The sequence below is a fragment of the Limnobacter sp. 130 genome (assembly GCF_902506325.1).
In the GTDB taxonomy this organism is placed as follows: Bacteria; Pseudomonadota; Gammaproteobacteria; order Burkholderiales; family Burkholderiaceae_B; genus Limnobacter.
The window spans coordinates 791,566-803,509 of the sequence record NZ_LR732330.1; the positions used below are offsets into that span (position 1 = coordinate 791,566).

General features: G+C 53.5%; 15 protein-coding genes. 3 read left to right on the forward strand and 12 right to left on the reverse strand.

Annotation, left to right across the window (positions count from 1 at the left end; genetic code table 11):
* Nucleotides 1–106: 106 nt before the first annotated feature.
* From flgL to flgB, 11 genes are read right to left on the reverse strand one after another with little or no spacing between them, the layout of a single operon-like run.
* Nucleotides 107–1,084, reverse strand: coding sequence for a flagellar hook-associated protein FlgL (flgL, locus tag FRIGORI9N_RS12680; protein WP_159571668.1), 978 nt, complete (start codon nt 1,082–1,084; stop codon nt 107–109).
* Nucleotides 1,085–1,104: 20 nt separating this feature from the next.
* Nucleotides 1,105–2,838 carry a flagellar hook-associated protein FlgK gene (flgK, locus tag FRIGORI9N_RS12685; protein WP_159571670.1) on the reverse strand — a complete coding sequence of 578 codons (1,734 nt, stop codon included), beginning with the start codon at nt 2,836–2,838 and terminating at the stop codon, nt 1,105–1,107.
* Nucleotides 2,839–2,868: 30 nt separating this feature from the next.
* Nucleotides 2,869–3,282 (reverse strand): rod-binding protein, encoded by a 414-nt coding sequence (locus FRIGORI9N_RS12690; protein WP_159571672.1) that lies wholly within the window; start codon nt 3,280–3,282, stop codon nt 2,869–2,871.
* Nucleotides 3,283–4,428, reverse strand: a complete 1,146-nt coding sequence (locus FRIGORI9N_RS12695) for a flagellar basal body P-ring protein FlgI (protein ID WP_138519304.1) — start codon at nt 4,426–4,428, stop codon at nt 3,283–3,285. It lies immediately after the preceding gene.
* 13 nt (nt 4,429–4,441) lie between these two features.
* Nucleotides 4,442–5,131: a flagellar basal body L-ring protein FlgH gene (locus FRIGORI9N_RS12700; protein WP_236550886.1), complete on the reverse strand. Its 690-nt coding sequence runs from the start codon at nt 5,129–5,131 to the stop codon at nt 4,442–4,444.
* Between the two features lie 48 nt (nt 5,132–5,179).
* Nucleotides 5,180–5,962, reverse strand: a complete 783-nt coding sequence (flgG, locus tag FRIGORI9N_RS12705; protein ID WP_138519303.1) for a flagellar basal-body rod protein FlgG — start codon at nt 5,960–5,962, stop codon at nt 5,180–5,182.
* Between the two features lie 13 nt (nt 5,963–5,975).
* Nucleotides 5,976–6,713, reverse strand: coding sequence for a flagellar basal-body rod protein FlgF (flgF, locus tag FRIGORI9N_RS12710; protein WP_138519302.1), 738 nt, complete (start codon nt 6,711–6,713; stop codon nt 5,976–5,978).
* 25 nt (nt 6,714–6,738) lie between these two features.
* Complete coding sequence (flgE, locus tag FRIGORI9N_RS12715) at nt 6,739–8,052, reverse strand: flagellar hook protein FlgE (protein ID WP_159571674.1); 1,314 nt, start codon at nt 8,050–8,052, stop codon at nt 6,739–6,741.
* 26 nt (nt 8,053–8,078) lie between these two features.
* Nucleotides 8,079–8,750, reverse strand: coding sequence for a flagellar hook assembly protein FlgD (locus tag FRIGORI9N_RS12720; protein WP_159571676.1), 672 nt, complete (start codon nt 8,748–8,750; stop codon nt 8,079–8,081).
* A gap of 13 nt (nt 8,751–8,763) precedes the next feature.
* Nucleotides 8,764–9,186, reverse strand: a complete 423-nt coding sequence (gene flgC / locus FRIGORI9N_RS12725) for a flagellar basal body rod protein FlgC (RefSeq protein ID WP_159571680.1) — start codon at nt 9,184–9,186, stop codon at nt 8,764–8,766.
* Between the two features lie 16 nt (nt 9,187–9,202).
* On the reverse strand, nt 9,203–9,655 hold the full coding sequence (gene flgB, locus FRIGORI9N_RS12730) for a flagellar basal body rod protein FlgB (RefSeq protein ID WP_159571683.1): 453 nt from the start codon (nt 9,653–9,655) through the stop codon (nt 9,203–9,205).
* Nucleotides 9,656–9,846: 191 nt separating this feature from the next.
* Here flgB and flgA point away from each other — a divergent pair, with 191 nt between their 5' ends.
* From flgA to flgN, 3 genes are all read left to right on the forward strand, one after another.
* The gene (gene flgA, locus FRIGORI9N_RS12735; RefSeq protein ID WP_159571686.1) at nt 9,847–10,551 is read left to right on the forward strand and encodes a flagellar basal body P-ring formation chaperone FlgA; all 705 of its coding nucleotides are present in this window, start codon (nt 9,847–9,849) and stop codon (nt 10,549–10,551) included.
* 114 nt (nt 10,552–10,665) lie between these two features.
* Nucleotides 10,666–10,956 carry a flagellar biosynthesis anti-sigma factor FlgM gene (flgM, locus tag FRIGORI9N_RS12740; RefSeq protein ID WP_159571689.1) on the forward strand — a complete coding sequence of 97 codons (291 nt, stop codon included), beginning with the start codon at nt 10,666–10,668 and terminating at the stop codon, nt 10,954–10,956.
* Nucleotides 10,957–11,000: 44 nt separating this feature from the next.
* Nucleotides 11,001–11,516: a flagellar protein FlgN gene (flgN, locus tag FRIGORI9N_RS12745; protein WP_159571692.1), complete on the forward strand. Its 516-nt coding sequence runs from the start codon at nt 11,001–11,003 to the stop codon at nt 11,514–11,516.
* Here the strand turns inward: flgN and FRIGORI9N_RS12750 are convergent.
* Entirely contained in the window at nt 11,491–11,931 is a 441-nt protein-coding gene (locus FRIGORI9N_RS12750; protein WP_008251752.1) for a response regulator, read from the reverse strand. The two genes, flgN and FRIGORI9N_RS12750, sit on opposite strands and share 26 nt — an antisense overlap.
* Nucleotides 11,932–11,944 lie beyond the last annotated feature (13 nt).

Below are 11,944 nucleotides of genomic sequence, written 5' to 3' on the forward strand. Positions count from 1 at the left end.
GCGAGGTGAGTCAGGGGGAATTTCAAAAAGGGATTCAGCGGTTTTCAGTGCGGCACAAGTAACCCACGCCGAGTTGGCAAGAAACCACTGCGGCGACCTTTCAAGTTCAACCAATAAAGTTGAACAAGGTCAGCTGCGAGGTACTCGCAAAGCTTTGCTGCGCAGCCTGAAGCTGCAATTGGCCCTGAGACAGCTCACTGATGGCCTTGGCATAATCAAGCCCCACCGCCTCACCGGCAACGCGTTCAAGCTCCAACTGGGCAGCCTGGTTAATCTGTTGCAGGGTTTCAACCTCACGCAGGCGAACACCCACTTTGGTGCGGGAAATTTGTACCTGATCAAAAATGTCGTCGAGCTGCGCACCCTTGTCATTGAACGCTTTCAAGTAAGTATCTTGAGGCGTTGCACCCTCCTGACCATTGGGGTAAGAAGGATTGCGCAACAAAGCCACCGCATCGCGAAGAATTGCAAAGGCATCTTCATTCGTATTCGGGTCTACAAAGGCGTCCTGGCCTGTAATGCTCAGGTTTACAAAACGGCCGCTGGCCACTTGAATTTCTCGGCCAATCACTGCTTCACCAGCAGCTGCCGTGGTGGTTTCCAAAAACGTGCCGGTTACGCCGCCAGTCGGTGCCTGGAAAGGCTCACGGTCCTGAAACGTACCTGAAAACATGTAGTAACCGTTGGCGTCTGTGCGGTTGGCAATACCGCGCAACTCTTCCATGCGGCCTTCAATGTCTTGCGCAATAATTTCCCGATCGGCACGGCTTAATGTTGCATTTCCTGCCTGCAAAAATGCTTCCTTGATGGACACCATGATGTCGGAAGCTGATTGCAAGGCCACATCCATTTGACCCAACTGGTTGTTCACGTAGGTGATGTTGCTTTGATAGCTGTCGATGGTTTTCACACCCGCCTTGGCACCCAAAGCCACTGACATGGCCAAAGGGTCATCCGAGGGTTTCAGCACCCGCTGCCCTGTTGCCAGTTGCCCCTGTAATTTCACCAGTTCAGTTTGTTGCTTGCTCATGCGTTCAGTGCTGAGCTTGAAGTACTGGTTGGTGCTGATTCTGCCGATTGCCATAATTTTTCCTTGAAACCCGATCAGAACATGCTGAGGATTTGATCAAACAATTCTTTGGACAGTGAAATAACTCGCCCGGAAGCCTGGTAAGCCTGTTGAAACTTGATCAGGTTGGCCGCTTCTTCATCCATGTTGACGCCCTGCAAGGCATCGCGTGAATCGGCCACCTGGTTCAACACGGTCTCGCGTGACTCCGCAGCCAGATTGAATTCACGGGTTTTATTGCCCACGCGGCTGACCAATTGGTTGAACCCGTCCGAAATGGAAACGCCCGCTGAGTTATTGGACTGAGACAGGGTGCGTGCAGTCTGCAACGCAGCGACCTTCAAAATATTTTCGTTGTTACCGATGCTTGGGTTGACGGCGGAAGACGCTGCCACCTCAGAAGGCCGATTGAGCGCAGTGCGCATGTTCAAGGCGGCTTCACGCACAGGCATCAGCACAAAACGATCGCCTTCCTGCGGCGTGGCATTGCTCAACTGGAAGCTGAGCAATGGTGCACCTGCGGGGTCGCGAATTTCATAGTAATCACCGCCTGGGTCAGTCACCAATGCGGCAGGAACAAACGGACCATTTGAGCCCATCTCGCGATAACGGGGCTGGCTGCCCACAATTTGAACTTCGTATTCGGCGGGCCCAAGCTTGGACAAATCAAGACCACGCATGGTGATTTGCGTCGGGTTGGCTGTGCTGTTGTTGATATTGGGCACAACGCGGGAAATGTCAGTTACAAAATTACCGCTGTTGCCGAAACTGAACAGGGCGCTGCCTGGGTTGTTGTCCAGGTCTACACCGGTGGTTTGGACGTCATTGACTGCTTGACCAATCCGCGCGGCCAGCAAGCTGATTGTGTTCTGGTATTCGGTCAGTTCATTTTCACGAAAGCTCAGGAAACCTGACAACGCACCGTTGCCTAAACTTTTGGAATCAAAGGCAAGAAGTCGATCCTGACCGTTGACTTTGGTTGTCATTCCAACCAGCAAATTTTGTGGGTCTTGAGGATCAACCTGTGTTTGAACCTTGAATTGGGTCGTACCTACAACCAAAGACTGGCCATTGGCCAGAAACAGATTGGTTGAGCCGTCGGCCACATCCACGCGCGTCACTTGTACCTGCTCGGACAGCCGCAAGATCAATTGGTCCCGGCGATCCATCAAATCATTGGGTGGGCCACCATTGGAGGTTTGGTTCAAGGCGGTCACGATTTGATTGTTCAACGCCGCAATTTGCGAGGTGGCGTTGTTCAGCTGCTCCACAGTGTCACGAACTTTCAGGTTGGTGGCACTGCGCAATTCGTCCATCACCGTATTCAAACCGTTGAATCGCGAAGTCAGGGTTCCAGCCGAGGACAAGTAGTTCTGACGCGCGGCCAGATCGGCCGGATTGGTCGATAGGGTTTGCGCGGCACCAAAGAAAATACTCAGGGCACTGGACAAGCCCGACGCATCGTCGGCGATCATGGCGTCGACACGGGCAATTTGCTGCGCCTTGGCATTGTAAAAAGCCGCATCGGATGTGGCTTTCTGTTCCTGTGCATTGATGAAATCGGAATACACCCGCTGCACGGAGGCAATGTCAACGCCCTGGCCAATATAGCCAATGTCGCTGCCCGTGGAGGGGCGCGACTGTTGAATCACCTGCTGGCGATTAAAACCAACGGTGTTGCTGTTCGCAATGTTGTGCGAGGTGGTGGATAGCCCTGCCCGGGCCGCATTCAGGCCGCTGAGCGCAATTCCGTAAACCGAGTTAGACATGATTCAGGATCCTTTGGTGTCTTGAACGACTTAACGGTCAGTTTTCGGGAAAGTTGAGGGGAAGTCTTTCTTGATCTGCCCTGGCGGGAAAATGGTTTGCTCGCCACCCACGCCTGCACCGGCTTTTAACTGCCGTGCAATTTCGCCAGCAAGGCCCAAACCCTTGCCCGACAGTTTCTGAACCAGTTCCTGGTCGTACATGCCCTGATAGGTTTTGGTGCTGGAATCGGTGAACAAACCGCCCTCGGGTGTGGCATCGCGCATGCTTTTCAAGGCCATCTGCAGAAAAATGGATTCGAACTGCACGGCCACCTTGTCAACTGCTGCATTGAACTCCTCGCTGCCCCGTTCGGAGCGCGCACCGCGTTTCAAGCCTTCCAGGCTACGGGAATCCATCGACAGCATTTGCTGGGTATCAACCGGCTTGTTCGACAATGGCGTCATTTAGATCACCTCAAGTTCAGCTTTCAGGCTGCCAGCGGTTTGCATGGCCTGCAAAATCGAGATCAGGTCGCTGGGCGTAGCGCCCAAGGCATTCAAGGCTTTGACCACATCGGACAACTGGGCGGCCCCCTTGATCTCAATCAACTCGCCACCGGCTTCGGAAATTTGAATATCGGCCACCTCAGTAACCACCGTTTCGCCCTGACCAAATGGCGCGGGTTGCGAGATAACCGGGGTAGAAGTAATTTTGACGGTGAGGTTGCCATGTGCCACGGCGCAGCTTTCCAGCATCACGGCCTGATTCATGACCACCGAACCCGTGCGTGCATTCACAATGACCTTGGCACTGCCCATGGCTTTGTTGATGCTCAGTTCCTGAACACGCGACAAAAACGCCACGCGGTCGTTGGGATTGGAGGGTGCACGAACCTTGATGGTGCGGCCGTCGAGCGCTTGGGCCACGTTCGGGCCCATGTTGTTGTTAATTGCCTCGGCCACGCGAATGGCGTTGGAAAAATCGGTTGTCGTCAATTCCAGCTGCAGGGTTTCTCCCAGCAGGAAGGGCGAAGCCACTTCACGTTCAACCAAGGCACCAGCCGGAATACGGCCTGCTGACAAGTGGTTGATCACTGTTTTGGAACCACCTGCAGAAGCACCTGCACCACCCACAATCAATTGGCCTTGGGCCAGTGCGTATACCTGACCGTCTGCACCTTTCAATGGGGTCATCAACAACATGCCGCCACGCAGACTTTTGGCATTGCCGATGGAGGACACAGTGACATCGATGGCCTGGCCGGGTTGCGCAAAAGCAGGCAGATTGGCGGTGACCATGACCGAAGCGACGTTCTTCAATTGCAAATTGGCACCCGGTGGCAAGGTGATGCCAGACTGCTGCAGCATGGAGACAATGCTTTGGCTGGTAAATGGTGTTTGTGTGGTTTGGTCGCCGGTGCCATCCAGGCCGATCACAATGCCGTAGCCATACACCGGGTTGGAGCGCACGCCAGACACGGTGACCAGGTCGCGAATTCGGGTTTGTGCGTCAGCTTGTGTGCCAAACGCCATGACCGCAGCGGCGGTCAAGGCAAGCACAACGCCTTTGATAATTCGGTCTTTCAATTCCGGCAAGGAAATGCGTTTCATGGTGAGGTCCAGTTCAGAAAGGCAACACGGTCAGGAAAAAGCGGCTCAACCAGCCCATGGCTGTGGCAGAGTCCAAGGCACCTTTCCCGCGGTATTCAATGCGTGCGTCGGCGACCTTGGTGCTGGGCACCACATTGCCGGGCAAAATGGTAATGGGATTCACAACGCCGCTGAATTTCAGGTATTCCACTTCACGATTGGTACCAATCTGTTTTTCGCCTACCACTTGCAAGTTGCCGTTGGGCAGCACGCTGGCCACGGTCACTGTGATGGAACCAGTCAGTGTGTTGGCGGCGCGGCTGGAGCCTTCGCCAGAAAAGTCTTTGTCGCTGCTGGCACTGCCGTTGATTGCACGCAAGTCACGGCTACCAAAGAAGCCTTGAATCAAGGGAATATCAATGCTGGCAGAGTCGCTGCGGGAAGCGCTCATGGAGTTGGTTTGCGCGGCGTTGATCTGTTCAATAATTTGAATGGTCAGTGTGTCACCCAAAAACCGGGCGCGCTGGTCTTCAAACAAGGGGCGATAGGTGGCCGGGCTGTACAGGCTACCCGTGGGGGCAGCCATGGCCAGTTGGTCCGGCTGCTGCACCAGTTGCGGCACGGTTGTTTTCTCGGGCATGTCAACTTTCGGTGCGAAAGTTGAACAAGCCCCTAAAGTTATCGAGAACACTGCCGTTAAACCGATTAGAACCAAACTTTTCATGCCATACACTCCATCAGAACACGTTCAGTGTGACTGAGGTTTTAAAAATCAAAGCTGAGATAAGCGCTGTAACATCTGGTCAGATGTGGAGATTGCCTTGGAATTGATTTCGTAAGCGCGCTGAGCCTGAATCAAACCCACCAGTTCTTCCACCACATTCACGTTCGATGTTTCCACGAAACCCTGGGAGATGAAACCCACGCCGTTGGTACCCGCCACAGCTTGTGTGGGCGCGCCAGAAGCGGCTGTTTCTGAATACAGGTTTTGGCCCATGCTGAACAAACCGGCCGGGTTCACAAAACTGGCCAACTGAATTTGACCCAGTTCCTGAGGTTGTACTTGGCCCTGCACCACGGCAGACACCACACCATCCTGAGAAATGGAAATTTCCTGCACGCCTTGGGGAATGGTGACTGGCCCAAGAACAGGATAGCCGTTGGATGTGACCAGGGTGCCGTTGGCGTCAATCTGAATGCTGCCGTCGCGGGTGTAGCTGGTGGTGCCATCGGGCATTTGCACTTGAAAGAAACCTTGACCATTGATGGCGACATCAAGCGTGTTGCCGGTTTGCTGCAAGTTGCCCTGCGCAAAATTACGCACCGTTGAAACCGGCTTTACACCAGTACCAATTTGCAGGCCAGAAGGCACTTGAGTTTGCTCGGTGGTTTGTGCACCGGGCTGGCGCAGTGTTTGATACAACAAATCTTCGAACACAGCGCGCGAGCGTTTAAAGCCGTTGGTGGCTGTGTTGGCCAGGTTGTTGGAAATAACATCAAGCTGGGTTTGCTGGGCATCCAGACCTGTTTTTGCAATCCACAAAGAACGCATCATGGTGGGTTTCTCCTTAGTTCATGCCAAACAGGCTGTTGGCGGCCTGGCCGTTTTCTTTGGCCGTGCTGATCATTTTCATTTGGGTTTCATACTGGCGGGCTGCGGTGATCATTTGCACCATCATGTCCACTGCATTCACGTTGCTGCTTTCAATGAAGCCGCCTGCAACACGCACATTCAAATCGGCTTCCGCGGGGTCACCGTTGGCGGCGCGGAACAGGCCGTCGTCGCCCCGATTGATTTCACCTTCGGGGATATTCACCAGTTTCAGGCGGCCCAGTTGAACCACATTGGTGTCGCCGCCCAGCGGAATCGCAGACACCGAACCATCGCCTTCAAACGACAAGCGATGATCTGGCGGCACATTGATCGGGCCATTGCTGCCGATGACTGAATAACCTTCCTGGGTCACCAGGTTGCCTTGGCCATCCAGTTGAAAGGAACCGTTGCGGGTGTAGGCTTCGTTGCCTTTAGCGTCGTTGACTGCAAACCAGCCCTCGCCTTGAATGGCCACGTCCATTTCCCGACCCGTGGACTGGATTTGTCCTGGCGTGGTATCGAAGCCAATGCTGGTTTCCACCGCAAAGCTTCGGGAACCACTGCCCTCGCCGGTGACCGGCGCACTTTGAAACGCCATGAGTTGTTGCCGAAACCCGGGCGTGTTCACGTTGGCCAGGTTGTTGGCAATGTTCTCTTGGCGAGACATTGTGCCTTTGGCGGCTTGGGCGGCCAGGAAAATCAGTTTGTCCATGTGTGCAATCCCGCTTCAGTTCACATTAACGAAGGTTGGTAATGGTCTGGAAAATCGAGTCTTGTGTTTTGATGGTCTGTGAGTTGGCCTGATAAACCCGCTGTGCGGAAATCATCGCAACCAGTTCAGCTGTCAAATCAATGTTCGACTCTTCCAAAGCGCCCGACTGAATAATGCCGAAGGCAGTGTCTTCACTCAGCGACACCAGTTCGGGGCCAGACGAGTTGGTGGCCAACCAGCCGTTTGAACCCACTGGCTGCAAACCTTCCGGATTCGGGAACCGATACAAACCGATTTGCGCATGGTTTACCAACTGGCCGTTTGCATAGCTGATGGTCAGCATGCCGTTGGCGCCCACATCAAAGCCCGCAAATGGAGAAGACTCAAAACCGTCTTGACCCAGGTTTTGCACCACAAATGAGCTGCCGTACTGCGTGGTGTTGCTCATATTGAAAGTGAACTGGTTGGGTGCAGTGCCAGTGGAAGAAAACGGCACGCCGCTCGCGGTCACGAAACGCGACATGTCCACAGTCAGGTTGCCGGTGTTGGGTGTAGTCAGCAAACCATCGACGCCATATTGCAGGTTGGCTGAAGTGGATTGCGCTGGCGCAGCAGTTACTGCCACGGGTGACGCACCAATGTCCACTTGAGTGCCATCGACTGTGGCAAATACTGACCAATCGTTTGACGCTTCCTTGCGCATGTACACGGCCATGATGTGTGCACCGCCCAACTCGTCATACACCGTCATCGATGTTGAGTTGTTGAAAGTGTTCAGGTTTGCAGGGTCAAACACCAAAGCGGGATCGATGGCTGGAGCACGTGCATCCAGGTTTAATTCAAGACGACCTGAACGTGTTGCAGCGGGAGGAATGCTGCCGCGTGGAACCAGAATGTCCTGAGCCACATCGGATGGGCGGCCAGTGGCGGCATCAACCGGGAAACCCTGCAACTTGTCGCCGCGGGAGTTCACAATGAGGCCCGCATTGTTCAGCGTGAATTGGCCGTTGCGAGTGTAAATGTTGTCGCCATTGCCAGCCTGTACCTTGAAAAAACCAGTACCGCTGATGGCCAGATCCAAAGGATTGCCGGTGACGTTGATGTTGCCCTGTTTGAAGTTTTGCGTAACCGCAGCAAGGCTGGTACCCAGACCAATGCCATTGGTGGAACGCGCGCCGTTGAAAGCACGGGCGAATACATCAGAGAACTCTGCCTCGGATCCTTTAAAACCCACCACGCTGGCGTTGGATACGTTGTTTGCAATGACTTCCAAACCGCGCTGTGCTGCGTTCAGACCACTCAAACCCTGCTGGAAACTACCACCTGCTGAAAAAGCCATGCTTGACTCCTTGAAAAATCTTTAAATTAGAAAACCTGCTTGATGTCTGCGAAGCTGACTTCGCCGCCATTGCTGGTTAAAAGTTTGGTGCCTTCCGCGCCGGCATTGCGCACGCCCTGAACCACAGACAGGGTCAGAGGTGTCACGCTGGCGTCCTTGCCTGCTGCTTTTGCTTCAATCTCGAACTTGTAATTCCCGACTGGCAGGGTGCTTCCATCGTTGCTTTTGCCGTCCCACTCAAACTGGTGCGTGCCTTTGGACTGTGGGCCCAGGTCAATGGTGCGAACCACATTGGCACCTGCATCCAGCACATTCACACGCAGAATGTCGACGCTTTGATTCAACTCCATGGAGCCCACGGCTTTGCCATCGACCAAGGTCAGGTCGCTGCCCTCGGTGAGCACCGCGCGGCCCAGCATGCTGGTGGCCTGGATGGTTTGGTTTGCATTCAGCGAAGCGGACACACCTTCCATGGTGGTGTTCAGTTTGTTGATGCCGGTGACCGTGTTCAATTGCGCCATTTGGCTGGTGACCTGCGCGTTGTCCATCGGGGCCAGTGGGTCCTGGTTTTTCAACTGGGCCACCAACAAGGACATGAAACGTTCCTGAATCGCTTCAGGGCTGTTCTCATCGACTCTCTTTTTGGCTGCTGTGGCGCCGCTGTTGTTACCCAGTGCGGAAGTTACATCAATCGTCATTTTTCATTGCTCCTTACTGGTTGCCCATGTTCAAGGTTTTCAACATCAACTGTTTGGCGGTGTTCATGACTTCAGCATTGGTCTGGTAGCTGCGGGAAGCAGCCAGCATGTCCACCATTTCTTCCACTGCATTCACATTCGGCATGTACACGTAGCCATCCTGATCTGCCATCGGGTGTTTGGGATCGAACATCTTCTTCGCTTCGGTTTTGTCCTCAACGATGTCTTTGACCTGTACGTTGTCGGCCAGGGCTGCCTTGCCCGGCGCTGCCTTTTGAAGCACGGCTTCAAATACAACCTTGCGGGCCTGATAGGCCGTTTCCGGACTGGAAGCTGCCGTGTCTACGTTGGCCAGGTTACTGGCCACCGTGTTCAGGCGTGTGGTCTGTGCCTGCATGGCACCACCGGCTAACTTGAAAGAATTAAATAGCGACATGTTGTTCCCTTAAGCCTTATTGGTTGCCCGAGCCCATGGCCTGCTTCAAGGAAGAAATTCTTCCATTGATGGTGCGCAGGGCGGCTTCGTACTTCACGGTGTTTTCTGCAAATGCAGCGCGCTCGCGGTCAATGTCGACCGAGTTGCCGTCAATGGCGGCATTGTTGCCACGGCGAAACTGCAACATCTCGGAAGTGGTCATGCCCGCGTTGCCTTTGCCAGTAATGTGGCCCTGGTGGGTCACAGCCAATGCGCCAGCGCCATTGCCCAAACCTGGATTCGCCGGTGCACCCATGGAACCCTTGTCGCCAGTGGCTGCCTTCAGCGCGCTTTTAAAGTCGAAATCGACTGCTTTGTAATTGGGGGTGTCTACGTTGGAAATGTTGGACGTCAATACCTCTTGCCGACGCGCTCTGAGTTTCAGGGCCTCGGCAGAGAACTGCATTGCATCAGTAAGTTTGTCCAACATCGTTGAATCCTTCATACACGGACGGATGAATGGATTATTGAATTGATGCTGTCAAATCAAAGTGAAGATAAAGGGGGGAAAGGGTGCTCTTTTTCTGCTTAGGGTGCAGCAAGCTCCCGCCTAGGATGTTGTCATCGAGGCAGAAATTATTTCTTACAGTGACTTTTACGGCAGCAACGCCCAGAACTTGAATGAAATTTCACACTTTTTTTAAAACCACATTTCAAGCACTGCTGGCCCTTGCGCTACTGCAGGCCGGCTTGGCGCAGGCGGACAGCTCGCGCTGGGTGACAGAGACCCGCTTAAGTGAATTGGTGGACCCCGCATTGCTGCCACCCGGCGCAAGTGTCGATGTGAAGTTTGTGAAAGCCGATGAACGCATTGGCAGCCTGCAATGCCCTGCTGCACTGTTTGCCAATTCGGCAGGCAACAAAATGTGGGGACGCACCTATGTGCGCGTGCAATGTGTAGGTTCAGACACAGCACCGTTTTTTTTGGGTGTGGATGTGAAAGTGTGGGCACCCGTGCTGGTGGTTAAAGGCACAGTGCAGTCTGGTCAGGTACTTGGCATCAATGATGTTGAGTTCAGAACCATGGATTTAAGTCAGCTTAGCCATGGCTGGGTCAGTGACCTTGCACATTTAAACAACAAAACTGCTGCGCGACAATTGTGGCCCGGCACCTTGCTCAAGTACGACCATTTGCGTGGTCAGGCCTTGGTGAAAAACGGCGACACGGTCAAAGTGATGATGAAAGGCCCGGGCTTTGCCATAGGCGGTACTGCCGTGGCCATGGGCGAAGCCGAGCTGGGCGAGGTGGTAAAAATCAAAACCGCGCAGGGCAAAATACTTCACGGTGTGGCGCGTGATGCGCTTTTGGTCGAGGTTAGTTTGTAAGGGTGATCCTCAAAAAGTAGGAATTCTTTCGAGAATTCGTTAAAGTTAGGTGGAATCGAGCCGTTAAGAAAACATACGAAACCCACTTAGGCTCTGCCCAACGCGGAGGACATCATGAGTATTAATAGAATAAACCCGGGAAGCAACCCGATTGACAAACTGACCAAGCCACAAGGTGGCAGCAAGTCAGCATCGGTTGGTTCCACTGAAAAAGCCAGTTCGGAAGGCGCGGTAGCAAAGCTGTCCGGGCAATCCAGTGAACTAAGTGCCGCTGGTGCTCCGTTCAATGCTGAAAAAGTGGCCGAGATCAAAGAGGCCATCAGCAATGGTGAATTTAAGGTCAACGCCGAGGCTGTTGCAGCCAAGGTGATTGAAAGTGCTCGCGAGTTGCTTGGTCAAAAGTAATTTTTGCCCTGGTGCCTCGGAGCTCAAACTGAGGATAGAACATTATGTCGCACGCTGACGCAGCAAAAAACTTGTACCGAAACCTGGCCTATGAATGTGACATGGCCATGGCGCTGGTTGATATCTTGCTTGAAGAGCAGGCGTGCCTGGTAAAACTGCAAACCACTGAACTGAACAGCCTGGCCCTTCGCAAAGAAGCCATGATGCTGGAGCTGGAAAAACGTTATTTGGCCAATGTACAAATGGCCAAGGCGGAAGGCTTTCAACCCAATATGGATGGCATTGCCTTGTGGACCGATGTGCTTGCTGCACACGAACCCCGCCTGTTGGGCACTTACTCCACCCTTCGCACTACGCTGAGCCATGCACAACGTTTGAACAACACAAACGGTGAGCTGGTTACAGAACAGTTGGCAGGCTTGCAGGAAAGAATTTCAATTTTGACTGCCGCCGCTGTGGCCGAACAAATGCCAACAGCCAGCGACACATATGGCCCCAAGGGCGGTATGAGCCAATCAGCCTTAACGGGTGGCGCTATGCCCCGCGCGGTAATTCGTTAATCGTTAGCCAATAAGACACCAGTGCAGAAATTCGGGTCAGGTACTGATCAAATTGCACTGGTTTGACTGCAAAGCTGTTCACTCCCAACTCATAAGACCGCTTCACATCGCTGATTTCTCGCGAGGAAGAAAGCACCACGATTGGCATGGTTTTAAAGACATCGTGAGAGCGCAGGAATTTCAATACTTCCAAACCGTCCAGCTTGGGCAGCTTCAAATCCAGCAACACCAGTTTTGGCAAATTCAAGGCAGCGCTGTCTTTGGGATGATCCTCCATCAACTGCTTGAAATATTCGATGGCTCTTTCGCCATCTTCGAGCAGCACCGTGGTGGAGCTTGATGATGTTTTACGCACCACCCGCAGGGCGAGATCGGCGTCATTGGAATTGTCATCAACCAGTACTACATCAGCCATGGCAAAAATCCTT

What these genes read in the sequence shown, in the direction of transcription:
- flgL (WP_159571668.1), bottom strand. Translation starts at nt 1,084, where the DNA reads ATGGCAATCGGCAGAATCAGCACCAACCAGTACTTCAAGCTCAGCACT.
- flgK (WP_159571670.1), bottom strand. Translation starts at nt 2,838, where the DNA reads ATGTCTAACTCGGTTTACGGAATTGCGCTCAGCGGCCTGAATGCGGCC.
- FRIGORI9N_RS12690 (WP_159571672.1), bottom strand. Translation starts at nt 3,282, where the DNA reads ATGACGCCATTGTCGAACAAGCCGGTTGATACCCAGCAAATGCTGTCG.
- FRIGORI9N_RS12695 (WP_138519304.1), bottom strand. Translation starts at nt 4,428, where the DNA reads ATGAAACGCATTTCCTTGCCGGAATTGAAAGACCGAATTATCAAAGGC.
- FRIGORI9N_RS12700 (WP_236550886.1), bottom strand. Translation starts at nt 5,131, where the DNA reads ATGAAAAGTTTGGTTCTAATCGGTTTAACGGCAGTGTTCTCGATAACT.
- flgG (WP_138519303.1), bottom strand. Translation starts at nt 5,962, where the DNA reads ATGATGCGTTCTTTGTGGATTGCAAAAACAGGTCTGGATGCCCAGCAA.
- flgF (WP_138519302.1), bottom strand. Translation starts at nt 6,713, where the DNA reads ATGGACAAACTGATTTTCCTGGCCGCCCAAGCCGCCAAAGGCACAATG.
- flgE (WP_159571674.1), bottom strand. Translation starts at nt 8,052, where the DNA reads ATGGCTTTTTCAGCAGGTGGTAGTTTCCAGCAGGGTTTGAGTGGTCTG.
- FRIGORI9N_RS12720 (WP_159571676.1), bottom strand. Translation starts at nt 8,750, where the DNA reads ATGACGATTGATGTAACTTCCGCACTGGGTAACAACAGCGGCGCCACA.
- flgC (WP_159571680.1), bottom strand. Translation starts at nt 9,186, where the DNA reads ATGTCGCTATTTAATTCTTTCAAGTTAGCCGGTGGTGCCATGCAGGCA.
- flgB (WP_159571683.1), bottom strand. Translation starts at nt 9,655, where the DNA reads ATGTTGGACAAACTTACTGATGCAATGCAGTTCTCTGCCGAGGCCCTG.
- flgA (WP_159571686.1), top strand. Translation starts at nt 9,847, where the DNA reads ATGAAATTTCACACTTTTTTTAAAACCACATTTCAAGCACTGCTGGCC.
- flgM (WP_159571689.1), top strand. Translation starts at nt 10,666, where the DNA reads ATGAGTATTAATAGAATAAACCCGGGAAGCAACCCGATTGACAAACTG.
- flgN (WP_159571692.1), top strand. Translation starts at nt 11,001, where the DNA reads ATGTCGCACGCTGACGCAGCAAAAAACTTGTACCGAAACCTGGCCTAT.
- FRIGORI9N_RS12750 (WP_008251752.1), bottom strand. Translation starts at nt 11,931, where the DNA reads ATGGCTGATGTAGTACTGGTTGATGACAATTCCAATGACGCCGATCTC.